Source organism: Paenibacillus sp. Dod16 (genome assembly GCF_049893405.1).
In the GTDB taxonomy this organism is placed as follows: domain Bacteria; phylum Bacillota; class Bacilli; order Paenibacillales; family Paenibacillaceae; genus Paenibacillus_AQ.
Map to the genome: position 1 here is coordinate 1 of NZ_JBNDYG010000031.1, position 23,039 is coordinate 23,039.

A 23,039-nucleotide genomic window follows, 5' to 3' on the forward strand; every position below is an offset into this window, starting at 1 on the left:
AGGGTTCAGGGTTCCACGCGTTCCCATACCGAACACGACCGTTAAGCCTTCCAGCGCCGATGGTACTTGGACCGAAGGGTCCCGGGAGAGTAGGACGTCGCCAAGCGAACAACCATAAAGACCGTTATCGAGTCATCGATAACGGTCTTTTCCTATTGCTCCTAAAGAGTGTGATGTTTCTATACTAGCCCCAAAAGACGATCCTAAAAGATCGTCTTTTTTCGTTTCGCCAAAGATTCATCCTCACGCTTTTTCGCAATCCTCTAAATCACCATAATGAGGCAGCAGTTCCCTGAGCGCACAAGCAAAATTTCCACACTGAAAAATTAGGCTTTACAGAACCAAACCACTAGTGTACTATTTAACTATAACACCGATACAAAAAGGAGTGGAACTAATACATGAGCGGAAACGATTCAAATAAAGGGACAACGAATATAGAGAATTCCTCAGGGGAATGGGTTGATGGAATCAGTGGATCGGCCTCCACCAATAGGAAAGATGCCAAGAAAGGTCCAGTCGTTCTAACGGTCGAACAGGTCACCAAGACGATTGGCAAGAAGAACATCGTCGATGGGCTATCCTTTGACATTCATCGCGGTGAAATCGTTGGTTTGCTTGGACCGAACGGCGCGGGCAAAACAACAACCATTCGGATGATTGTAGGGTTAATCGAGATGTCCCATGGCGATGTACAGGTAAAAGGGCACAGCATCAAAAAGGACTTCGTTCAAGCCGTCCGGCATATCGGGGGCATCATCGAGAATCCGGAATTCTATCCGTACATGAGCGGTTATGACAACCTGAGACAGTATCAGCGGATGTCTGAGGGAGTGACCATCGCGAGAATCATGGAGGTTGTTAAGCTTGTTGGGCTCCAGGATGCCATCCACAAGAAGGTGCGCGCTTATTCCCTGGGAATGCGCCAACGGCTTGGAATAGCGCAGGCCTTGCTGCATAATCCATCCATCCTCATTCTTGACGAGCCGACGAACGGCCTGGATCCAGCGGGTATCCGCGAGATGCGGGATTACTTGAAGCAAATCGCCAAAGATGAGGGAATTGCCATTCTCGTATCCAGCCATCTGCTGTCGGAGATGGAACTGATGTGCAGCCGTGTGGTCGTTATCCAAGAGGGGAAATTCGTAACCGAGCGTTCTATCGGGGGGACAGTCGTTAATGAAGAATTTACTACGGTAAGCTTCCGCGTGAATGACGCGTCCATGGCTGAACAAACGATTAGACATTTGCAAAACATCACATTGCGGAGCACCCAACTGGAGGAGGGAATCATTACCCTTCAACTTCAGGAAGAAGATATTCCTTCGCTGATCCAGACACTGTGTGATGCACGGGTACGGATTTACCGCGTGGAAGAGATCAAATCGTCACTTGAAGAAGAATTCTTAAAATGGACAGGAGGCAACCGCATTGCGTAGCTTTGGAAATCTCGTCTGGAATGAATGGCTCAAAATGTTCAAGAAACGCAGCTTCTTCCTGCCCTATGCGCTTTTGGCCGGAATGGTGGTCTTCACGGCGTTCTTGCTCTATAAGTTTTCCGGTGGGAGCAGTACCGGTTATGAATTTGCCGAGATAGCTGTTACAACCAAGGGAATGGGGCAAGTGCTGACCCTGCTCGCCATTGTCGTGACGGCAGGAGCCGTAGCGAAGGAACACAGCATGGGAACCATCAAATTGCTGCTTATACGTGCACAGAGCCGCACCAAAATTTTGGCATCGAAATATGTGGCCGTATTGATTTACATCTTAACACTGGTGGCCTTCATGTTTGCTGTAGCCGTGCTGACAGGTCAAATTACGTTTGGCATGGATGTCGGCTCCGTTACGCTTGGCGACGTGCTCATTGGAGCCGTGAACAACCTGGTGTATACAATCGTTTATGTAACGCTAACCTTTATGGTAGGCATTCTAACGAGATCTACCGGTCCTGCAATCGGCATCGGCATGTTCATGGTCATTATGGAAAGTATGGTGGTACAACTGCTTGCGCGTTACTCCTGGTCTAAATACCTTCTGTTCCTGAACGTGGATCTTTCCATGTACAGCGGAGGCGCAAGCTCTCCGATTCCAGGCATGAGTTTAACATTCTCAATGATGATGCTCGCTGTATATCTCCTCTTGTTTCTTGCGATAGGCTTTGTTACGTTTAAAAAACGGGATGTCGCATAAGGAACACTGAGTTCGAGGTAGAGCGGCGGAAAGGAGCAACCCGACAGTGAGTATAGAATTCGACAATAATCTGCCGATCTATTTACAGATCATGACGTATTTAAAGAAAGAAATCATCATCGGCAAACTGCAGCCCGGTGATAAAATCCCATCGGTTCGAGAATTAGCGAGTGAGCTTCAAATAAATCCAAACACGGTGCAGCGAACTTTTCAGGAATTGGAGCGTGAGGGTATTGTGGAGACGCGGCGGGGATTGGGGCGATACGTGACAAGCGAGGAATCCAAAATTATGGAAATCAAAAAAGAAATGGCAGGCGATCTGCTGGAACGCTTTATTCGCGGCATGCAGGAGCTTGGCTTTAAAGATCAGGATATCATATCGATCGTGGAAGATGCTGTGAAGCAGCCATGATCCATAGCGGAGGTGAAATCACGGTGGAGAATCTGTTACAGGTAAAGAACGTGACCAAAACGTATGCCGGTGGCCGCAGAGCGTTACATGATGTTAATCTGGATATCAACGGAGGAAAAATCATTGGTTTGCTGGGCACCAACGGCAGCGGAAAGAGTACGCTAATGAAAATTGCCGCTGGGTTGATTCAGCCCACAACGGGCGGCGCTTACAGGACTTTAATATGGAGAAGGCACGCAACATGCTGGATTTCATGAATTTAAAGACCCATGACCGCATCAGTTCCTTATCCAAAGGAATGAATGAGCGCCTGCAGTTATCACTGGCTCTGTCCCGTGAAGCGCAGCTGTATATGCTGGATGAGCCGATTGGCGGAGTGGATCCGGTAGCCCGGGGCAAAATTTTGGATGCGATTGTGGAGTTCTACAACGAAGACAGCAGCATTATCATTTCAACCCATTTGGTCCGGGATATTGAGCGGATATTTGATGAAGTGATCTTTATTCAGGGCGGCGAAGTCGTTATGCATGACGAAGTTGAGAACATCCGCCTAAAACACGGAAAAAGTGTGGATGAGATGTTTAAAGAGGTGTATGCGGAATGATAAAACTGTTCAAATACGACTGGAAGAGAAATTCGACGACGCTGCTCGGCGCCTTCGCGATCCTTCTCATCGTTCAGATTGCGATCACGGTAGCAGGCTCGATAAGAGATTGGGAGCTTGGAATAATGCTGGGTCTAAGCATGCTGGCTTATGGCTCCGTGAGTGTATTGCTTCTTGTGGTCACTGGCAAGAACTTCGGCTATAACATAAAGGCATATCACCGGCGTTTACTCCCCGTACATTCCGTGTGGAATGTGGGTTCATCACTTTTACTGGCATGTGTAAGCTTGCTGGTACTTGGGATATTGATGGCTCTGCATTTATGGTACTACTTGAACGCAGCGGACATTTGGGAATATATCAATTTCGCTGATGTTTCCGTTTCGTATTATGTTGGGCTTGCCCTGCTGATGGTATGGAAATTCATCTATTTGATGATAACGATATTTTTTGCAATTACCGTGGCTAGGAGCATTTCGAAGAAGGGCAGTACATGGATCGGCATTTTGGTGTTCTTCGTATTGCAATACGTGCTTGGCTGGCTTAGCCAAATGCTTTTCGGAGAAGAGGCCGCGTGGGTTGGACCTATGGCTAGCATTTCGTTTTATGAGAAAGAGGCAGACCTTACGGTATCGACCGTGCCATATACATTAGCATGGGGGGCGCTTGCTTTTGAAGTGATATTGGCCGCGTTGATCTTGTATGCAACGGTTTACCTCATCGACCGGAAGGTTGAGGTTTAACCAAAAAAAGATACTTGGAAATCAGGAAAACGAATGAACAAGGTCTAGACTATAGAACGAACAAAGAGACTGCCTATCGAGGGCAGTTTTTTTGCGTATGGAAGGAGATCATAGGGATGAGACAGAACTAGAATCAAACCCTAGCCTTTCTGAGCAAGAATGGAACCCTCCATTAGATCATGTGAAATAGGGATAAATACGTAACTGTGACTTAAACATTATAACGTTATATTCACGTAGCGCTCGTTCTGTGCTATGCTATAACCACGACACTCAACTTACACAATGTAAACCGACGGGATAAGAGGATCCAAGGCTGGTCCGGCAAGGCTGAAGGAGTGAAGCTATGAAGATATTGGAACAGCGTTTTATTATACGCAATGTAAAGACGGTCCATGAGGATGAACCTTTTGACATTGTCATGGAGAACGGGTTCATAACCGAAATAACGCATGCGAACACGGCACAGGGTGCCAACAGTTTTGATGGTACAGGTCTATATGTGTCCAGCGGCTGGATCGATATGCATGTCCATGCGGTCGCTAAGCTGGAGCCTTACGGAGATGCCATCGACGAAATCGGCGTTAAGCAAGGGGTTGCCACCATAATCGACGCAGGGAGCTGCGGCGCGGATACGATTGGAGAACTGGCAGCCGAGGTTGCAAGGTCCAAGACGAATGTATTTGCTTTTCTGAATATTTCGCATATCGGTCTGCAGCGGGTCGACGAGTTGTCCAGTCTGGAATGGATCGATGCCGAGAAGGCTACAAAGGCGATAAACACGTATCCGGATCTGATCATTGGACTTAAGGCCAGAATCAGCAAAAGCGTCGTCAAGGACAATGGGGTAGAACCGCTTCGACTCGCAAGAAAATTGTCGGAGAAAACGTCACTGCCGCTGATGGTACATATCGGGTCAGGGCCACCTCCGATTGAGCAAGTATTGGAGCTGCTTCAGAAAGACGACATTATTACTCATTATTTGAACGGGAAAGCCAACAATTTATTTGATACGGACGGGAAGCCGATCCCTGCCCTGGTGGAAGCGATAGCTCGCGGGGTTCATCTGGATGTGGGCCATGGAACGGCAAGCTTCTCGTTCTTGGTGGCGGAATATGCCAAGTCCCAAGGGATTAAGCCGGACACGATCAGCACCGATATTTATCGCGGGAATCGCATCCATGGCCCGGTGTACAGCCTGGCTAATGTCATGACGAAGTTTCTGTATTTGGGGTACAGCCTGCAGGAGGTGGTCTCAGCGGTAACGGACCATGCAGCAGGATGGTTGCGCCGTCCGGAGCTTGGCCGAATTCAAGCCGGCGATGCCGCTCACCTGACGCTGTTTGCCCTGCAGCAGGGCGCTATGAGTTTAACGGATTCCGAAGGGGAGACCCGAATCGCTGATCGATATATCGAAGCCAGAGGAGTGGTAGTCAATGGATCATTCATTACATGCTAAATACGGATTGAAACGCGTGGTTAATGCCAGCGGGCGCATGAGTATTCTTGGCGTATCGGCGCCGACGGATACCGTCATGGAAGCGATGCGGATCGGCGGGCAGAGTTACGTGGAAATCGCGGATCTGGTAGATAAGGCGGGCGATTACATGGCGCGCATCCTTGGTTCCGAGGCTGCGGTCGTTGTCAATTCCGCTTCCAGCGGAATCGCGCTTTCCGTGGCTGGAATCGTCACCGAAGGCAATCGCAGACGCAGTGACCGACTGCACCAGGAGCCCATCGCGAAGAACGAGATTATCATGTTTAAGGGACATAATGTGCAGTATGGTGCACCTGTTGAAACGATGGTTTATCTCGGGGGCGGCAAGGTCGTTGAAGTTGGGTATGCCAACGAAGGGCGCAAGGAGCATATCGCAGAAGCAATTAATGAGCGTACAGCCGCCATTTTGTATGTGAAATCCCATCACTGCGTACAGAAAAATATGATTTCGGTGGAAGAAGCGGCAGAAGTGGCCCAGGCACATGGACTTCCGCTGATTATTGATGCTGCTGCCGAAGAGGATATCCAGAAGTATGTGAAATACGGGGACCTGGCCATATACAGCGGATCCAAGGCAATTGAAGGCCCGACCTCCGGCATTGTCGGCGGCAAACGTCAATACGTCGAGTGGGTAAAAGCGCAGCTGCATGGTATTGGGCGCAGCATGAAGGTTGGCAAGGAGACGACGTTTGGACTGCTTCAGGCGCTGGATGAGTATATGGTGAAGGAAGATAAGAGTGAGCAGGAGAAAGCGGCACTGGAGGAAATGAAATCCTTATCGAAATTGCCGGGCATTGAGGTGACCATTGTTCAGGACGAAGCGGGAAGGGCGATCTATAGGGGGCGCGTGAAAGTCGATGAAAATGCGGCCGGGGTCAGTGCCAAGTCCATGAACGATCAGCTTCGCGAAGGCGATATTGCTGTGTACACCAGGGATTACGGCGTTCGCCAGGGATATTTTGATATTGATCCTCGCTCGCTCTCCGGGGATGATTTGCAGGTCATTATAACGAGAATACAGCAGATTGCAGGGGGAAACTAAGATGGCAAACATGGAGAAACGTCTTTACAGAAATCGCGCGGCACTGAACGTACTTGCAGGCAGCATTCAGAACGCGAAGGAAATTTTTGAAGCTTCGGAAGGGCATGTGCTGGTCGGCGTATTGTCCAAAAATTATCCGAACGCACAAGAGGCCGTTATTGCGATGAAGGAGTACGGCGCCGTTATCGAAGATGCGGTATCGATCGGATTGGGTGCCGGTGATAACCGCCAAGCTGCGGTGGTAGCCGAGATTGTAAAAAGCTACCCAGGCACGCATATCAATCAGGTGTTCCCGGCGGTCGGTGCTACACGTGCCAATCTGGATGGCAAAGAAAGCTGGATCAACAGCCTCGTGTCCCCTTCGGGTCAAGTGGGCTACGTGAATATCTCAACCGGACCGGTGAGCGCTGCCGGATCGGACAAAGCCATCGTACCTGTAAAAGCAGCCATCGCGCTGGTGCGCGATATGGGCGGTAACGCACTGAAGTACTTCCCGATGCAGGGCTTGAAGCTGGAGGATGAGTACCGCGCGGTAGCGAAGGCGTGTGCGGAGGAAGGATTTGCGCTTGAACCAACAGGCGGGATTGATAAAGAGAATTTTGAAGCCATCGTGCGCATCGCATTCGAAGCGGGAGTGCAGCAGGTCATCCCGCACGTGTACTCCTCGATTATCGACTCGGCATGCGGAGATACAATCATTAGCGATGTTCAAGAGCTGCATCGTAAGCTAAAAGCGCTGGTTGATCAATATGCCTAAGACGATTGCCGCATATGGCGAAGTGATGATGCGTCTTCAAGTACCGGGATATGCTTCCTTGGCTCAAGAGAGCCATCTGAATTATTCCTTTTCCGGCACGGGGGTAAACATCGCCTCGGCTGTGGCAAGGTTCGGTCATAACGGTTATCTGGTCAGCACGCTGCCGGATAACCCGCTTGGCGAAGCGGCGGTTTCCTACTTGCGCAAGCTTGGCATCGATACTTCCCTCATAAGCCGCGGAGGCAAATATGTTGGCATGTACTTTTTGGAGAATGGCTTTGGTGTCAGGCCCGGACGCGTGACCTATACGGACCGGCTGGGCAGCAGCTTTAACACGGCAGAGGATGCCATGTACGATTTCGGTGCGATTGCCCAAAAGATAGACATGGTCCATTTTTGCGGCATAACTCTTTCCATGAATGACACGGTACGAGGTCAAATGAAGACACTGGCTCGTGAAGTTAAGGCTAACGGGGGAACCGTTGTGTTCGATTGCAATTATCGTCCCTCTTTATGGGGGACAGACCGCTATGAGTTTGCCAAGCCGCACTATGAGGAAATGCTGACATTGGCGGATATCGTCTTTATGAATGAGAAGGATGCTATCTATATCCTTGGCATGGAGACGACCAGGGAGGATCGGAACGAACAGCTGCAGGAGTTGATTCCGAAGGTGGCAGCGAAGTATAATATTACGGTTGCGTCGGGTACCCACCGCAAGATCAACGGGGATAACACCCATTCCCTGCAAGGCTATCTCTACACGGATGGAGCGTTTCATTTTTCCCAAACGTTGACGTTTTCCGTTCATGATCGTATCGGCGCGGGTGATGCTTACGCCAGCGGGGTGATTCACGGGATCTCGGAGGGTTATGAACCGAATCGGACGGTTGATTTTGCCGCAGCTGCGGCGATGCTTGCCCATACCGTAACAGGGGATACGCCGACGGCGAACGAACGCGAAGTGCTTCAGGCAATGAGCCATCATATGTCTGACGTGGAAAGGTAGGAGAATCATGTCGATCACGCGGAAGAACGGTCCGTTATACTTGCAAATCAAGAAGATCATAAAAGATCGGATTCTGCATGGGGAATATCCACTTGGCTCCCATATTCCTTCCGAGCCGCAGCTGGAGCAGGAATTTAACGTTAGCAAAATGACGGTCCGCAATGCGATCCAGGAGTTGTATCAGGAAGGATATGTAGAGAAGCGGAGCGGGGTAGGAACGATTGTGACCCGGAATACTTCCTTCTCCAAGCTTTCCAAAGGCAAGCTGTTTACCGAGATTCTGGTCGAAGAAGGACACCAGATTCGGAAGCGTCACCTGAAGACGGAATGGGTGCTTAATGAGCCGGATAGCGAACTGTTCTTAAAATTCGGGGAGCGGTGCCTGCTTATTGAACGATTGTATTTACTGGACGGGAGTCCTTTTATTTACTACACTCACTACGTGTCATCCCAAGTGGATATGGGTGAAGAGTTCGGTTCCACCGAACTACCGTCTCTCTATGACCGCATCGAGGAAAGTCAAATTACGCTTGAGAATTTTCGCGACCGTTTCCTGGCAACCGTGGCAAATGAAGAGACTGCCTCATTGCTTGAAGTAAGTGTAGGCTCTCCGTTACTGAAGCGGCTCAGAACCTCTTATGACGGGACTGGGAGCATCATTGAATACAGCATCGGTTATTACAATACGGAGCTGCAGCACTACTTGATCAGTTATGACGCTTAAAGCTTGACACGATATAGGATTATGATATGGAGAAGTGGCCTTGTAACCGGTTTTCACCGGTAGAGAGGCTGCTTCTTTTTTGTTGCCCTTTGTATGAATTGTTCTTGAAGAAGAGGCTATAAGCGATCAAAGAACTGGGTACAATAAGAATAAAGGCAAAGCGCGATAAATTGAGAAGTACCTCTTGGCAAAATGAAAAAATGTGCTATAATGAGATCAAAGTCAAAGAAAGTCAAAGTCAACGAGAGGGTTCGCTGGTTTTGATTATGGTTAAAAACGTATAAGCAAGGCTCTGTGCGGACGTGTAAGATCACTATCCGTCTTAACGTTTCAAACAGTGGAGGATGAACAGACCAATGCGTAATATCTCTGATATTATCGAACAATACCTGAAGAGCATACTGCAGGAAAGTCCGGAGGGTACCGTTGAAATTCAACGCAACGATCTGGCGGAGCAATTTTCTTGCGTTCCTTCCCAGATTAACTACGTGATCAGTACACGGTTCACGCTGGAGAAGGGCTTTCTTGTCGAGAGCAAGCGCGGCGGGGGCGGGTACATACGCATCCAACGTATCGAGCTTCCCCAGCATACTGCACTCCAGCAGCATCTTCATCATACCATTGGCAGCATGATTGACCAGACGGTGGCTGAAGGATTGATTTACCAGCTGGAGGAGTCCCGTTTTTTAACGAAGCGGGAGGCCAGCCTGATGCGGGCCGCCATTTCAAGGGAGTGCCTGAATGTGAAGCTTCCTTATCGGGATGAGCTGCGTGCAAGGATTATGAAGGCGATGCTTATTTCTTTATTAGGTAAGTGAGTCTGTGTAAGGGGGCATCGGATTATGATATGCCAAGAATGCGGTAAACGGCCGGCGACACTTCATTTCACCAAAATTGTGAACGGGGAGAAAACGGAGTTTCATTTTTGTGAAACCTGTGCCCGCGAAAAAGGGGAATTGATCCCCGGCACGTCGAATGGTTTTTCTATACACAGTTTGCTGTCAGGTCTTCTGGATCTGGATCCTTCAGGCAAGGGCCAGAGCCCCGGCGCAAAAATGGCCCAGACGCTGCAGTGCGAAGAATGCGGTATGACGTATTCCCAGTTCAGCAAGCTTGGCCGGTTCGGCTGCAGCTCGTGTTATAAATATTTCTCGGATCGATTGGATCCATTGTTTAAGCGAGTCCATGGGGGAACATCCCATGTCGGCAAAGTGCCGAAGCGTACGGGTGGCCGGATTCAGATCAAACGCCAGATCGATGAGCTTAAGAAGGAGCTTCAAATTCGGATCGTGCAGGAGGAGTTTGAAACGGCTGCCGAGATCCGGGACCAAATCCGTGAGCTGGAGCGAAATATGGCTCAGGGATAAGATTGTAAGATTTTGCACTTTAGTAGGAGGAATGCGTGATGTCTAATCTCCGGTTTACCGATTCGGCGCTAAGCGAGTGGATGCGCGGGAACGGTCAGGATTCCGACATTGTCATCAGCACCCGTGTCAGGGTGGCGCGCAATCTGCAGCATCTTCCTTTCCCGCTGCTGGCAACGGATCAGCAGTCAGGAGAAGTGCTAGAGCGCCTGACGAATGTGCTGAAGAATAAGGACGATTTGCAGGATTTCGGGGATTTACATGTAATTAAATTAAGTGAGATTGATGAGCTGGATAAGAAGGTTCTTGTTGAGAAGCATCTGATCAGTCCCAATCTGGCGAATGAATCCCGAAACGGTGCAGTCATCCTTACAGAAGATGAATCCGTCAGCATTATGATCAATGAAGAGGATCACCTGCGCATACAGTGCTTATATCCCGGATTTCAGGTTCGTGAAGCATGGGCACGTGCGACGGCGTTGGATGATGTTTTTGAATCCGAGATCGATTATGCATTTGATGATAAGCGAGGTTATCTTACCAGCTGTCCGACCAATGTTGGAACCGGCCTTCGCGCATCGGTCATGATGCATCTGCCCGCTCTGGTTATGACACAGCAGATTAACCGGATTCTCTCGGCTGTATCGCAGGTAGGCTTGACTGTAAGAGGGATTTACGGCGAAGGCAGCGAAGCTTTAGGCAACCTGTTTCAAATCTCGAATCAGATTACGCTCGGTCAAACCGAGTCGGAGATCATTGAGAATCTGCACAGCGTCGCCCTGCAAATCATCGAGCATGAGAAGAATGCCAGAGCCCGGCTCTTGGGTGAATCCAAGCTCCGGATTACGGATCGGGTTATGCGCTCCTATGGCATACTGTCCTATGCGGCGGTGATGGATTCCAAGGAAGCGGCCCAGCGTTTGTCCGATGTTCGGCTTGGTGTGGATCTCGGCCTCCTGGAAGGTCCGGAAATCCCAGTCATGAATGAACTGAATGTGAAGACGCAGCCTGGATTTCTGCAGAAGACCTATGGAGAGGGCATGACTCCTTCCGAACGCGACATGTACAGGGCTAAGCTCATTAGAGAAACATTGGGTAACCATTAAGGATTTATACTCGTTTTACTGTTGGATGACGGTTTAAGCGTCCTATTGCTGACGATACACCGAAATCCGCGAGGTTCAATATATTAATTGAAACGTGGAGGTGCAATACTATGATGTTTGGCAGATTTACGGAACGTGCACAAAAGGTGCTTGCATTGGCTCAGGAAGAAGCGGTACGACTGGGGCACAACAATATCGGCACAGAACATATCCTGCTAGGACTTATTCGTGAAGGAGACGGCATTGCAGCCAAAGCGCTGATCGGACTTGGACTTGGTCTTGAGAAAATTCAGGATGAAGTCGAAACATTAATCGGACGCGGACAGGAGCAGCCTACCAACATTGCCTATACGCCAAGAGCGAAAAAGGTGATTGAGCTCTCCATGGACGAAGCACGTAAGCTTGGTCATACCTACGTAGGCACGGAGCATATTCTGCTGGGGCTGATTCGCGAAGGTGAAGGGGTTGCAGCACGCGTGCTGAACAACCTGGGCATTAGCCTGAACAAAGCCCGCCAGCAAGTGCTGCAGCTGCTCGGCAGCAGCGAAGCGGTATCGAGCCATCATGGCACGCCGCAAAACGTAAGCACGCCTACACTTGACAGTCTCGCTCGCGATCTGACCGCCATTGCCAAAGAAGGCAACCTGGATCCGGTCATTGGACGCAGCAAAGAAATCGAGCGCGTGATTCAGGTGTTGAGCCGCCGTACGAAGAACAACCCGGTGTTGATTGGTGAACCAGGGGTAGGTAAGACGGCGATTGCGGAAGGCCTGGCACAACGCATCATTAACAATGAAATTCCGGAGACACTGCGTGACAAACGCGTCATGACGCATACCGCGGCGAGTTTGAGGATCGCCTGAAAAAAATCATGGATGAGATTCGTCAAGCGGGCAACATCGTTCTGTTCATCGATGAGCTGCATACCTTGATCGGTGCAGGCGGTGCAGAAGGCGCCATTGACGCTTCCAACATTCTTAAGCCATCATTGGCACGCGGAGAACTTCAGTGCATCGGAGCAACCACACTGGATGAATACCGCAAATATATTGAAAAGGATGCTGCCCTCGAGCGCCGTTTCCAACCGATTACGGTGGACCAACCGTCGCCTGAGGAAGCCATTCAGATTCTGTATGGACTGCGTGACCGTTATGAAGCGCATCACCGCGTGAAAATTACGGATGAAGCGATCGAGCAGGCTGTGAAATTGTCCGACCGCTACATTACGGACCGCTTCCTGCCGGATAAAGCGATTGATCTGATTGACGAGGCTGGTTCAAAAGTTCGCCTTCATACGTATACCATACCGCCAAATCTGAAAGATCAGGAAGCGCATCTGGAGGACATCCGCAAAGAGAAAGACGCAGCTGTCCAAAGCCAGGAATTCGAGAAGGCTGCAGCGCTGCGCGATACGGAGCAGAAGCTCCGCGAAGAACTAGAAATCACGAAGAATCAATGGAAAGAAAAACAAGGACGTACCGATTCCGAGGTAACGCCGGAGGATATCGCCGACGTTGTCGCCAACTGGACTGGTATTCCTGTAAATAAACTGAAAGAAGAAGAGACCGAGCGTCTTCTGAATCTGGAAGAAATCCTCCACAGCCGCGTGATCGGTCAAGAGGAAGCGGTCAAAGCGGTCAGCCGTGCGGTTCGCCGTGCACGTGCAGGCTTGAAAGATCCGAAGCGTCCAATGGGCTCCTTCATCTTCCTGGGTCCTACAGGGGTAGGTAAAACCGAGCTGGCACGCGCTCTTGCTGAAGCGATGTTCGGAGATGAGAATGCGGTTGTGCGGATCGATATGTCCGAGTACATGGAGAAGCATTCCACGTCACGTCTCGTCGGAGCGCCTCCGGGATATGTAGGTTACGAAGAAGGCGGTCAGCTGACCGAGAAAGTACGCCGCAAGCCATATTCCGTAGTCCTGCTCGATGAAATCGAGAAGGCGCATCCTGAGGTATTCAACATCCTGCTTCAAGTGCTGGAAGACGGACGCTTGACCGATTCCAAGGGCCGCGTGGTGGACTTCCGGAACACCCTGATCATCCTGACCTCCAACGTGGGAGCGGAAGCGATCAAGAAAAATTCTACGCTTGGATTTACTGCGGTGACGGATGCAGGTCGCGATTATAACAACATGAAAGGCAAAGTGATGGATGAGCTCAAGAAGAGCTTCCGTCCGGAGTTCTTGAACCGGATTGACGAGATCATCGTATTCCACTCTTTGGAAGAGAAACACATTGCCGAAATCGTGACTTTGATGTCCGACGAGCTGCGCAAGCGTCTGAAGGAATTCGAGGTGCATTTCGAGCTCACAGACAAAGCGAAGGCCTTCATTGCGAAGGAAGGATACGATCCGGCCTTCGGTGCCCGCCCGCTGCGCCGGGCTATCCAGAAGCACATCGAGGATCGTCTCTCGGAGGAGCTGCTGAAAGGTACTGTGGCCAAGGGTGATTCGCTCACCATTGATGAAGCAAACGGCGAGCTGGTTGTACACAAGAACGAGAGCGTCACTGCCGCATCAGCCGAAACTGAATAAGTGTAACTTCAACCCCCGCTGGAATTAAACCCAGCGGGGTTTTGTTTTGTTGGTGTGAAGTCAGATTCCGGTACTGCATGATGGGGATATCTTTTGAAGGGTACTCGGTATGAGCTGCTTGTGATTAGTTTGAAATTCCTACAGTTCAACCGAGCGGAGAGGACGGAATCGTTCTGAAGAAGCGATAGCGGTCGCCTTTAAAACCGGGAAACCACTTTTGATATCAATTCCAGTTTCCTGGGTTTAACAGCGATCGTAAGAACGATCCGGCAGCGAAGCGGACACGGTTTTTAGTTTATATTCTCCAGCAATTAAAGCCTTGTATCCCACTCGCCCCTTCAAATTTGAAACAAATCCTTCTCATCCCGCGTAAAGTTTCCAATTAACCTTTACGTTGAATTATAAGAAATGGTAAACTTTGATTAATGCCTGATTTTGCAGGGTTTTACGCAATCCGACAAATGATGTGCGACATAAAGGAGACTCACATGGCAAAAACTAAAACGAAATTTTTCTGTACCGAGTGCGGCTATGAAGCGCCCAAATGGTTCGGAAAATGTCCGGGCTGCCAATCATGGAATTCCATGGTAGAGGAGACCGAGACGGTAATCAAGACGCAGGGGATGAATTCCCCTCTTTTTCATAGTAAAGAAAAACCCCTTTCGATCATAAATATAGAAAGCGGTAAAGAACCCAGAATCCAGACGGGCATTGCGGAATTGAACCGTGTGCTCGGCGGCGGGCTTGTTCCAGGTTCACTCGTGTTAGTTGGCGGTGATCCTGGCATCGGCAAATCCACGCTGCTGCTGCAAGCCTCCAATCGATTGGCCCAGAACGGTATACGCGTTCTGTACATTTCCGGTGAGGAATCCGTACGCCAGACCAAACTGCGTGCAGATCGGCTCGGGGCGCTGTCCCCGGAGCTGTTTGTCCTATGTGAAACCAATCTCGAATCGATTGAGGAAGCCATTGAGAACGTAAAGCCTGGCTTTGTTGTCATTGACTCCATTCAGACGGTGTATTTGCCGGAGGTAACCAGTGCGCCGGGCAGCGTTTCCCAGGTACGGGAGTGTACGGCACGCTTTATGCGATTGGCGAAGGTGAAGGGCATAGCGACCGTCCTGGTCGGTCATGTGACCAAGGAAGGCGCTATTGCAGGCCCAAGGATGCTGGAGCACATGGTGGACTGTGTGCTTTATTTTGAAGGAGAGCGTCACCATACTTACCGTTTGCTTCGTGCGGTAAAGAACCGTTTCGGTTCGACGAATGAGATTGGCATTTTTGAGATGGGTGAGGATGGACTTCGGGAAGTTGGGAATCCGTCCGAACTGTTTTTATCTGAACGGCCTTTAGGTGTAGCAGGTTCAACCGTTGTTGCAAGCATGGAGGGAACTCGCCCAGTTCTGGTCGAGCTGCAGGCGCTCATCTCCACAACCCACTTCCCGTCACCGCGCCGGATGGGCACAGGGGTGGACCACCACCGCATGAATCTAATCATTGCCGTGCTGGAGAAACGGATGGGCATGTACCTGCAAACCCAAGACGCCTATCTGAACGTTGCGGGCGGCGTGAAGCTCGACGAACCTGCGGTGGATCTGGCCATAGCGGTCAGCATAGCGTCCAGCTTCCGCGACATTCCGACCAAGCCGTATGACGTTATTTTTGGCGAGGTGGGTCTGACCGGTGAGGTTCGGGCCGTTTCAAGAGCGGAGCAGAGGGTAAGAGAAGCCGAGAAGCTGGGTTTTAAGCGCGTACTCATGCCGGAGAAGAGTTTGAAGGGATGGAAGCATCCGAAAGGAATACAAATAATAGGAGTAAACACCGTTGCAGATGCATTAGCGGTTGCGTTAGATTAGGGGGCATACGAAGGTGAAAGAAACGAGCCAACTGGACAAAATGAATGATTTGCTAAAGCTGGTAGCACCGGGAACGCCGTTTCGCGACGGACTGGAGAACGTGCTGCGGGCGAAGACGGGCGCCCTGATCGTTGTAGGCTACAGCCCGGAGGTAATGGAAGTTGTCGACGGCGGCTTCTCCATTAACTGCGATTTTTCGCCAAACTATTTATACGAGCTGGCCAAGATGGACGGCGCCATCATCCTTAGTGAAGACTTGAAACGAATCTTATATGCGAATACCCAGCTGATTCCGGATTCCTCGATCTCTTCCATCGAGACAGGGATACGGCACAGAACAGCGGAGCGGGTAGCGAAACAGACAGGTAAGCTGGTTGTGTCCATCTCGCAGCGCCGAAACATCATTACGCTGTATCAAGGATCGCTGCGGTATGCATTGAAGGAAATCGGCGTTATCCTAACCAAGGCCAATCAGGCTATACAGACCTTGGAGCGATACCGCGTGGTGCTTAATCAATCACTCACCAACCTCTCGGCGTCTGAATTTGAAGAACTGGTTACCATTCCAGAAGTCGTGAATGTGATACAGCGCGTCGAGATGGTGCTCCGCATCAAGAAGGAGATCAAGCGTTATATCAACGAGCTCGGTAACGAAGGCCGCTTGATCAGCATGCAGATGGATGAGCTTGTGAGCAATATGGAGGAAGAGGCTTGGCTGTTGTATGCGGACTACGCCCGGGAGTACAGCGAGGAGAAGATCCGCGAGATCATTCTCGCGCTGAAGCGTTCAACGGATGAGGAGCTGCTGGACATTCATCATATTGTAAGGCTTCTTGGTTATCCGGCTTCCGCCGCTGCATCGGAGGAAGAAATACTGCCGCGTGGTTACCGAATTTTGAACAAAATCCCGCGCCTGCCGAATGTGATCGTTCGTAATCTGGTAGATCAGTTCCATGATTTATCCAGCATTATGACCGCTTCCATCCATGAACTTGATGAAGTGGACGGGATTGGCGAAGTTCGCGCACGCACCATTAAAGAAGGTCTGAAACGATTGCAAGAACAAGTATTCATTGACAGACAAATCTAAAAGACCTACAATCGATGTTCGTACGTAACATTAATGAGGTGAATAAAAAATGACGAAATCAATTCCGAACATGTTTACTTTAGGTAATCTGTTTCTCGGAATGATTGGTATCATCTTGGCGACGGAAGGTCGAACGAGTATGGCGGCTATTATGATTATCATTGCCATGCTCCTTGACGGACTGGACGGTCGGGTAGCTCGGGCGTTAAATGCCCAAAGCGAGCTCGGTAAGGAACTTGACTCATTATCCGATGTAATTTCATTTGGCGTAGCACCGGCACTCATTATGTATACCGTAGCGTTTACGGATATTAATACAGCACTGGCTTGGACAGTGACCGCCATATTTCCGATGTGCGGCGCACTGCGTCTTGCAAGATTTAATGTTCGTCCGGGCATACCGGGATATTTTATCGGCCTGCCGATCCCCGCTGCGGGAGGCGTGCTGGCAACCTTGGCGTTATTCCATGAAGAGATTACAGCAACTTATATGATTATTGCCGTACTTCTGCTTTCTTATCTCATGGTTAGCGCAGTCAAGTACCCGAACTTCAAGAAGATTGGCATTCCCAAAACAGCGATTAAATTTACGCCGCTCGTCATCATTGGCGCAGTTATGGTTGCCGTGTTCTTACCAGAGCAGACCTCCAAGCTGATATTCTTGCCATTGGTCCTTTACGCAGGTTATGGCTTGCAGCAGAATTTCCGCAGGCTGAACCGCAAAAAACGTCGCAAAAAGGATGATCCCAATTCAGATGAGGCCTATCAATCCTCTGACCGATAAGCCGGATTCGGACATATCTCCAAATAAAAAGCATTTATTTCCCTGCTAGCGCAGCGAGATAAATGCTTTTTTTTGTATGCATGGAGTGCCTTGCCGTTACGAACCGTCATCATGTTAACGGTCTTACGACAGGTTGAAAATACCCAATGTGGAGCATTTCTGCGACTCCTTGACAACAACCTCATCCAGTTGAATGTCCAGAAGATTCGCAAGGGCAGACATATAAAATAGGTTGCGGCCAAGTTCGGTGCTTACCGCTTCACGGCAATTCTCGCACAGATGGCCTTCGACGTGCGTGCCGGCTAATTCCCGGGCTGATTCGAGATCAGCACCGATATCGAAGGTTTGCTTCGTAGCGTGGAGCTCGATGCATCCGCATTCTGTGATGGCCTTGGTTACGGCCCGGTTGACTGAAGCATTGCTTTGACCATTTTTAGACAGAACATCCAAGAGACTGCGGTGACGGAGCAACAATTCGGAAACTTGGTCCTGAAAAGCCTGTAAACTAGGAGCGCTCATTTATACATCCACCTCGATATTATGAATTGAGTTCATTATATTCCACTACTTCAGGCGATTTCAACCAATTTCAGGTGTCAGCAGGCGGTCAATTCCATTTGTGAGGTTGATGTCAGTACACGTCAAAGCCTGATGGGGGTAGGCGAAACCGGTAGAATATGGGGATATGGAAATATTATAAAAAAAACGTCAATCGATGCACTTCAACAGAAGAGACACCGCGTTTTTGGGGATGTTTATCCTGCGATGATCCAATTTATTGGGTTCCACCGAAAAACTTTACATTCGATAATCTTAAAAAAAGATGGGTCGGCACGATTACGACTTTATAAATTGGACCATACTGGAAAATAGAAGCAAAGATATTCAGGTATAAAAAGGAGGTGTGCGGAAGCTCATGTTAAAAAAAGCTATTTTAGCATTTACAGTATTATGCGGAGCATGGGGCGGGTATACGTTATATCATACAATGGAACGGTCTTTCTCAGGGCTCTCGCCTATTTTTGGACAAGGTTTATTTGCAGCGGGAAGCGGAGCCTTCGCGGTGCTTGGAGGATTATTGTTTGGCATGATCGGCGTGCTGTCAGCGGATCGGGTCACGAGATGGCTGCACAGCCTGATCACTTCGTTCTCCCGGATTCCGATGAATGAGCTGGCTGCGGGTACAGCGGGACTGTTGAGCGGCCTGCTGCTGTCGCTATTGCTGTCACCGGGGTTGTCCTTGCTTGGACAAGCAGGGCAGCTGCTGCAGGTTGGCATTACGCTGCTCGGCGGTTACATCGGGTTTCGCATTGGACTGGAGAAGAAGGATGAATTGGCGTCCTTGTGGATGTCGGGCAAGTGGAGCCAAGCCGCTGAGCCTGAGGGCCGGCGCATAGAGGAACATAAGATTTTGGATACGAGTGTCATTATTGACGGGAGAATTGCGGATATATGCAAGACCGGATTTATCGAAGGAACGATAGTCATTCCTGAGTTTGTTCTGGAGGAACTTCAGCATATTGCGGATTCCTCAGACCTTCTTAAGCGAAATCGCGGCCGGCGCGGCCTTGATATTTTGAACAAAATCCAGAAAGAGCTGGACGTCAAGGTACTCATTTATGAAGGAGACTTTGAGGAAATATCCGAGGTCGACAGCAAGCTGGTGAAACTGGCCAAAGTGCTTCAAGGCAAAGTGGTCACCAATGATTTTAACTTGAATAAGGTTTGCGAGCTGCAGGGCGTGTCGGTCCTGAACATTAATGATCTCGCTAACGCGGTCAAACCGGTGGTCCTGCCAGGGGAAGAAATTCTGGTACAGATTATCAAGGACGGCAAGGAGCATGGTCAAGGCGTTGCGTATCTGGATGACGGCACGATGATCGTCGTGGAGGGCGGCCGCGAGTACATCGGCACGATGATGGAAGTGCTCGTTACCAGCGTACTGCAAACCTCGGCGGGCCGAATGATCTTCGCAAAACCAAAACTGTTGGAAAAAGCCCAGTAAAGGGGTATGATGGGGATATATATATCCGCATTCGTCCGTATGGGGCGTGTTGGGTGAGACAGGAGTTTGGTGCTTGATGAGTAACTTTGGCGCTGTCATTGTAGCGGCGGGAAAAGGAACGAGGATGGGCACCCGGGAGAGCAAGCAGTACCTGGCTCTGAACGGAAAGCCCATTATCGTTCATACGCTTGAAGCATTCAGCCGGATACCATGGCTGCAGGAAATTGTGCTTGTGACGGGGATGGAGGATGTCCCTCGCTGCGAATCCTGGATACAGGAATACGGTTTGGACAAGGTGTCCGCTGTAATCCCGGGGGGAAGCGAGAGGCAGCAGTCCGTATACCAAGGCATCAAGCAAATTTCTTCAGAATGGGTAATGATACATGACGGCGTAAGGCCGTTTGTAACGCAAGAGGAGATTGAAGCCTGCCGCGATGCGGCAATCCGCGAGGGCGCCTCGGTACTTGGGGTTCCCGTGAAGGATACGATTAAACAGGTGAACGGTAAGGGGCAGATTACAGGCACCCCGGACCGTCAAAGTCTGTGGGCCGTTCAGACCCCACAGGCTTTTCGTCTTTCCGACCTGCTGTCCGCCCATGAGGCAGCGGCGAAGGATGGGTTTACAGGCACCGACGATGCCATGCTGATGGAGCGGGCAGGACATCCGGTAACCGTGGTGGAGGGGAAATACAGCAATATCAAAATCACCACGCCGGAGGATCTGGAATATGCGGCTTTTTTACAGAAACGTAAGGGAGAGGACATGGAATGATTCGAGTAGGACAGGGGTTTGACGTACATCAGCTTGTAGAAGGAAGGCAGTGCATCATCGGAGGCGTCACGATTCCTTATGAGAAAGGGCTTCTCGGGCACTCCGACGCCGACGTGCTGCTGCACGCCGTAACGGACGCGATCCTGGGGGCGCTTGGGCTCGGCGACATCGGGCGCCACTTTCCCGATAACGATCCTGCCTTTAAAGACGCCGACAGCCTGAAGCTTTTGGAGCAGGTATGGGTCATGGCCAAGGAACGCGGGTATACACTAGGTAATATCGATTCCACGATTATTGCGCAGAAGCCAAAGATGGCACCCTATATTCCGCAGATGGCGGAAGTGATCGCCAAAGCGCTGGATGCTGAGGTGGATCAGGTGAACGTGAAGGCGACCACTACCGAGCAGCTCGGGTTTACCGGCAGGGGCGAAGGAATCGCCGCGCAATCGGTTGTCTGCCTCGTAAAAGGTGTGCTATCATCTTGAAGTATGTGTTCAATAAGGGAATATTTTGAGCTAGGAATCTTGAAAGAATAAGGGAAGCGGAGGGGTTTACAATGACCGGAGAAGTCCGCGTGCGCTATGCACCGAGTCCAACGGGACATTTACATATCGGCAATGCCAGAACGGCATTATTCAATTATTTATTCGCCCGCAAAAACAACGGGAAATTCATTATTCGTATCGAGGATACGGATGTAAAACGCAACGTAGAAGGCGGAGAGCAAAGCCAGCTGAAATACTTGAAGTGGCTGGGCATGGACTGGGATGAAAGCGTGGATGTCGGGGGCGAGTACGGGCCTTACCGCCAGACCGAGCGTCTTGATATTTATAAACAATATTGGCAGGACCTTCTGGATCGCGGGCTTGCTTACCGCTGCTACTGCACGGAAGAAGAGCTGGAGCAGGAGCGGGAAGAGCAGATGGCTCGCGGCGAAACGCCGCGCTATTCCGGGAAGCACCGGGATTTGACGGAAGAGCAGCGGCAGGCGCTTGAGGCTGAAGGCCGTGTGGCCAGCATCCGCTTCCGCGTTCCGGAAGATCGTATCTACACATTCGATGATATGGTGAAGGGTACGATTTCGTTTAACAGCAAAGAGACGGGCGACTTTGTTATCGTCAAAAAAGACGGCATTCCTACCTACAATTTCGCGGTAGCCTTAGACGATCATCTGATGAAGATCAGCCATGTGCTCCGCGGGGAGGATCATATCTCCAATACGCCGCGCCAGCTGATGATCTATGAAGCCTTCGGGTGGGAGCCGCCTCAGTTCGGACATATGACCCTGATCGTGGGCGAGGATCATAAGAAGCTGAGCAAGCGTAATGAATCGATCATCCAGTTCATCGAGCAGTATGACCAGCTTGGCTATTTGCCTGAAGCGCTGTTCAACTTCATCTCGCTGCTTGGCTGGTCTCCGGAAGGGGAAGAGGAAGTGTTCTCCCAAGAGCAGCTGATCTCGATCTTTGACGAGCATCGTCTGTCCAAGAGCCCGGCGGTATTCGATACGAACAAGCTGGCTCATATGAATAACACGTACATTAAGAACGCGGATCCGGACCGAATTGCCGATTTAGCCATTCCGCATCTGCAAAAAGCCAGCCGCTTGCCGTCCGAGCTTACGGCCGAGCAAGAGGAGTGGGCACGCGCGCTTGTGGCGCTCTATCAGGAGCAGATGACCGCTGCTTCGGACATCGTGGATCTGTCGGAAGTGTTCTTCCGTACGCATCTGGAGCTGGATGCCGAAGGGATTGAAGTGATGGGCGGCGAGCAGGTGCCTGCCGTATTGTCGGCATTCCTTGCGAAGATCGAGCAGACGGATGAGTTTAACGCTCCGAAGATTGCGGCGTTGATCAAGGAAGTTCAGAAGGAGACCGGATTTAAGGGCAAACAGCTCTTTATGCCGATCCGCGTAGCCTTGACGGGACAAACCCATGGCCGCGACCTGAACCAGACGATCTGGCTGCTTGGCAGGGATCGCGTGCTTGACCGTTTGCGTTCTCAGATCAAAGGCGCATAATTCGGGCGGCTTCCTCGATAAACGTTCCTTGTCAGCCCGTATATCATCAGTTATAATTACACCAAACTATAAGTGAAGTATTCTTTGATCTAGGGTTTTATTAAATGGAGCATTTACTCATACAGGGAAGTAGCGGAGAGGACGGAATCGTGTTGTAGAAGCGAAGCGTTCGCCTTTGTTTTCGGATTTCAACTATGTTGATTTACGTTCAAGAAATCTGAAAACAACAGCGATCGAAAGCACGATCCGTCAGCGTAGCGTCTCTAGTGAGCAACGCGGTCATTAATCACTACTGACCTAGATCAACAAATATAAACGTATAAAAGCTACGATCAGGAGAAGTACGCGTAAAACAGGCACGTTCCAGAGAGGACAATCGGCAGAAGACAAGGACCACTTGAATTTGCCGGCTGAGAGTTGTCCCGTCGCCTGCAGCGGAAATGCACCTGTGAGCTGCATGGTTGAAGCGAACATAATCGTTAGATCATGCCGGTCGTCTGCCGTTAATGACATGAAGAGAATCGGTA

The 23,039-nt window shown here is 50.2% G+C and carries 21 protein-coding genes, 1 rRNA gene and 2 pseudogenes; 22 read left to right on the forward strand and 2 right to left on the reverse strand.

The genetic code is table 11. The features are described 5' to 3' along the window. The 18 genes and pseudogenes from rrf to pssA form a co-directional block, all read left to right on the forward strand. Positions 1 to 106: ribosomal RNA gene (gene rrf, locus ACPV3A_RS21570) — 5S ribosomal RNA — on the forward strand; the annotation flags it as partial. A gap of 295 nt (positions 107 to 401) precedes the next feature. Continuing rightward, positions 402 to 1,439, forward strand: a complete 1,038-nt coding sequence (locus tag ACPV3A_RS21575; RefSeq protein ID WP_426201055.1) for an ABC transporter ATP-binding protein — start codon at positions 402 to 404, stop codon at positions 1,437 to 1,439. After that, positions 1,432 to 2,190: an ABC transporter permease gene (locus ACPV3A_RS21580; RefSeq protein ID WP_220683753.1), complete on the forward strand. Its 759-nt coding sequence runs from the start codon at positions 1,432 to 1,434 to the stop codon at positions 2,188 to 2,190. Before ACPV3A_RS21575 ends, ACPV3A_RS21580 begins: the two co-directional genes overlap by 8 nt. A 46-nt stretch (positions 2,191 to 2,236) precedes the next feature. Then, positions 2,237 to 2,602: a GntR family transcriptional regulator gene (locus ACPV3A_RS21585; RefSeq protein ID WP_076326254.1), complete on the forward strand. Its 366-nt coding sequence runs from the start codon at positions 2,237 to 2,239 to the stop codon at positions 2,600 to 2,602. After that, positions 2,599 to 3,206: pseudogene (locus ACPV3A_RS21590) on the forward strand (ATP-binding cassette domain-containing protein). The gene ACPV3A_RS21585 and the pseudogene ACPV3A_RS21590 overlap by 4 nt, the downstream one beginning before the upstream one ends. Beyond that, positions 3,203 to 3,949 (forward strand): hypothetical protein, encoded by a 747-nt coding sequence (locus ACPV3A_RS21595; RefSeq protein WP_426201058.1) that lies wholly within the window; start codon positions 3,203 to 3,205, stop codon positions 3,947 to 3,949. Before ACPV3A_RS21590 ends, ACPV3A_RS21595 begins: the two are co-directional and overlap by 4 nt. Before the next feature lie 355 nt (positions 3,950 to 4,304). Then, entirely contained in the window at positions 4,305 to 5,408 is a 1,104-nt protein-coding gene (locus ACPV3A_RS21600; protein ID WP_426201110.1) for an amidohydrolase/deacetylase family metallohydrolase, read from the forward strand. Beyond that, entirely contained in the window at positions 5,386 to 6,489 is a 1,104-nt protein-coding gene (locus tag ACPV3A_RS21605; RefSeq protein WP_326114810.1) for a DgaE family pyridoxal phosphate-dependent ammonia lyase, read from the forward strand. Before ACPV3A_RS21600 ends, ACPV3A_RS21605 begins: the two co-directional genes overlap by 23 nt. Position 6,490: 1 nt before the next feature. Further along, complete coding sequence (dagF, locus tag ACPV3A_RS21610) at positions 6,491 to 7,246, forward strand: 2-dehydro-3-deoxy-phosphogluconate aldolase (protein WP_426201061.1); 756 nt, start codon at positions 6,491 to 6,493, stop codon at positions 7,244 to 7,246. Beyond that, positions 7,239 to 8,255, forward strand: a complete 1,017-nt coding sequence (locus tag ACPV3A_RS21615) for a sugar kinase (RefSeq protein WP_426201063.1) — start codon at positions 7,239 to 7,241, stop codon at positions 8,253 to 8,255. Before dagF ends, ACPV3A_RS21615 begins: the two co-directional genes overlap by 8 nt. A gap of 7 nt (positions 8,256 to 8,262) precedes the next feature. After that, positions 8,263 to 8,979, forward strand: a complete 717-nt coding sequence (locus tag ACPV3A_RS21620) for a GntR family transcriptional regulator (protein ID WP_194544715.1) — start codon at positions 8,263 to 8,265, stop codon at positions 8,977 to 8,979. Positions 8,980 to 9,335: 356 nt separating this feature from the next. Beyond that, positions 9,336 to 9,797: a CtsR family transcriptional regulator gene (locus tag ACPV3A_RS21625; RefSeq protein WP_071221042.1), complete on the forward strand. Its 462-nt coding sequence runs from the start codon at positions 9,336 to 9,338 to the stop codon at positions 9,795 to 9,797. 24 nt (positions 9,798 to 9,821) lie between these two features. After that, on the forward strand, positions 9,822 to 10,346 hold the full coding sequence (locus ACPV3A_RS21630) for a UvrB/UvrC motif-containing protein (RefSeq protein ID WP_194544713.1): 525 nt from the start codon (positions 9,822 to 9,824) through the stop codon (positions 10,344 to 10,346). A 38-nt stretch (positions 10,347 to 10,384) separates the two neighbouring features. Further along, positions 10,385 to 11,449, forward strand: a complete 1,065-nt coding sequence (locus ACPV3A_RS21635) for a protein arginine kinase (protein ID WP_071221040.1) — start codon at positions 10,385 to 10,387, stop codon at positions 11,447 to 11,449. A 110-nt stretch (positions 11,450 to 11,559) separates the two neighbouring features. Beyond that, positions 11,560 to 13,985: pseudogene (locus ACPV3A_RS21640) on the forward strand (ATP-dependent Clp protease ATP-binding subunit). 488 nt (positions 13,986 to 14,473) lie between these two features. Then, positions 14,474 to 15,841, forward strand: coding sequence for a DNA repair protein RadA (radA, locus tag ACPV3A_RS21645; RefSeq protein ID WP_098749113.1), 1,368 nt, complete (start codon positions 14,474 to 14,476; stop codon positions 15,839 to 15,841). A 13-nt stretch (positions 15,842 to 15,854) separates the two neighbouring features. Beyond that, positions 15,855 to 16,931 (forward strand): DNA integrity scanning diadenylate cyclase DisA, encoded by a 1,077-nt coding sequence (disA, locus tag ACPV3A_RS21650; protein WP_071221037.1) that lies wholly within the window; start codon positions 15,855 to 15,857, stop codon positions 16,929 to 16,931. Between the two features lie 49 nt (positions 16,932 to 16,980). Then, a complete protein-coding gene (pssA, locus tag ACPV3A_RS21655; RefSeq protein WP_071221036.1) occupies positions 16,981 to 17,715 on the forward strand; it encodes a CDP-diacylglycerol--serine O-phosphatidyltransferase in 735 nt (244 codons plus the stop codon). A 123-nt stretch (positions 17,716 to 17,838) separates the two neighbouring features. Here the strand turns inward: pssA and ACPV3A_RS21660 are convergent, their stop codons facing one another. Continuing rightward, a complete protein-coding gene (locus ACPV3A_RS21660) occupies positions 17,839 to 18,234 on the reverse strand; it encodes a DUF1573 domain-containing protein (protein WP_071221035.1) in 396 nt (131 codons plus the stop codon). Between the two features lie 397 nt (positions 18,235 to 18,631). Here ACPV3A_RS21660 and ACPV3A_RS21665 point away from each other — a divergent pair, with 397 nt between their 5' ends. The 4 genes from ACPV3A_RS21665 (at position 18,632) to gltX (ending at position 22,512) form a co-directional block, all read left to right on the forward strand. Further along, entirely contained in the window at positions 18,632 to 19,720 is a 1,089-nt protein-coding gene (locus ACPV3A_RS21665; protein ID WP_071221034.1) for a PIN/TRAM domain-containing protein, read from the forward strand. A 76-nt stretch (positions 19,721 to 19,796) separates the two neighbouring features. Continuing rightward, positions 19,797 to 20,492, forward strand: coding sequence for a 2-C-methyl-D-erythritol 4-phosphate cytidylyltransferase (gene ispD / locus ACPV3A_RS21670; protein WP_426201069.1), 696 nt, complete (start codon positions 19,797 to 19,799; stop codon positions 20,490 to 20,492). After that, positions 20,489 to 20,977, forward strand: a complete 489-nt coding sequence (gene ispF, locus ACPV3A_RS21675; RefSeq protein WP_426201071.1) for a 2-C-methyl-D-erythritol 2,4-cyclodiphosphate synthase — start codon at positions 20,489 to 20,491, stop codon at positions 20,975 to 20,977. Before ispD ends, ispF begins: the two co-directional genes overlap by 4 nt. A 71-nt stretch (positions 20,978 to 21,048) precedes the next feature. Next, entirely contained in the window at positions 21,049 to 22,512 is a 1,464-nt protein-coding gene (gene gltX, locus ACPV3A_RS21680) for a glutamate--tRNA ligase (RefSeq protein WP_426201073.1), read from the forward strand. A 297-nt stretch (positions 22,513 to 22,809) separates the two neighbouring features. Here gltX and ACPV3A_RS21685 read toward each other — a convergent pair whose 3' ends face one another. Continuing rightward, positions 22,810 to 23,025 (reverse strand): hypothetical protein, encoded by a 216-nt coding sequence (locus tag ACPV3A_RS21685; protein ID WP_426201075.1) that lies wholly within the window; start codon positions 23,023 to 23,025, stop codon positions 22,810 to 22,812. Positions 23,026 to 23,039: the final 14 nt, after the last annotated feature.

Bases quoted from the DNA above. Each gene is read 5' to 3' on its own strand.
- ACPV3A_RS21635 (WP_071221040.1), top strand. From the start codon at position 10,385: ATGTCTAATCTCCGGTTTACCGATTCGGCGCTAAGCGAGTGGATGCGC.
- ACPV3A_RS21630 (WP_194544713.1), top strand. From the start codon at position 9,822: ATGATATGCCAAGAATGCGGTAAACGGCCGGCGACACTTCATTTCACC.
- ispD (WP_426201069.1), top strand. From the start codon at position 19,797: ATGAGTAACTTTGGCGCTGTCATTGTAGCGGCGGGAAAAGGAACGAGG.
- ACPV3A_RS21620 (WP_194544715.1), top strand. From the start codon at position 8,263: ATGTCGATCACGCGGAAGAACGGTCCGTTATACTTGCAAATCAAGAAG.
- pssA (WP_071221036.1), top strand. From the start codon at position 16,981: ATGACGAAATCAATTCCGAACATGTTTACTTTAGGTAATCTGTTTCTC.
- ACPV3A_RS21575 (WP_426201055.1), top strand. From the start codon at position 402: ATGAGCGGAAACGATTCAAATAAAGGGACAACGAATATAGAGAATTCC.
- ACPV3A_RS21685 (WP_426201075.1), bottom strand. From the start codon at position 23,025: ATGTCATTAACGGCAGACGACCGGCATGATCTAACGATTATGTTCGCT.
- gltX (WP_426201073.1), top strand. From the start codon at position 21,049: ATGACCGGAGAAGTCCGCGTGCGCTATGCACCGAGTCCAACGGGACAT.
- ACPV3A_RS21660 (WP_071221035.1), bottom strand. From the start codon at position 18,234: ATGAGCGCTCCTAGTTTACAGGCTTTTCAGGACCAAGTTTCCGAATTG.
- ACPV3A_RS21615 (WP_426201063.1), top strand. From the start codon at position 7,239: ATGCCTAAGACGATTGCCGCATATGGCGAAGTGATGATGCGTCTTCAA.
- ACPV3A_RS21625 (WP_071221042.1), top strand. From the start codon at position 9,336: ATGCGTAATATCTCTGATATTATCGAACAATACCTGAAGAGCATACTG.
- ACPV3A_RS21665 (WP_071221034.1), top strand. From the start codon at position 18,632: ATGTTAAAAAAAGCTATTTTAGCATTTACAGTATTATGCGGAGCATGG.
- dagF (WP_426201061.1), top strand. From the start codon at position 6,491: ATGGCAAACATGGAGAAACGTCTTTACAGAAATCGCGCGGCACTGAAC.
- radA (WP_098749113.1), top strand. From the start codon at position 14,474: ATGGCAAAAACTAAAACGAAATTTTTCTGTACCGAGTGCGGCTATGAA.
- ispF (WP_426201071.1), top strand. From the start codon at position 20,489: ATGATTCGAGTAGGACAGGGGTTTGACGTACATCAGCTTGTAGAAGGA.
- ACPV3A_RS21605 (WP_326114810.1), top strand. From the start codon at position 5,386: ATGGATCATTCATTACATGCTAAATACGGATTGAAACGCGTGGTTAAT.
- ACPV3A_RS21595 (WP_426201058.1), top strand. From the start codon at position 3,203: ATGATAAAACTGTTCAAATACGACTGGAAGAGAAATTCGACGACGCTG.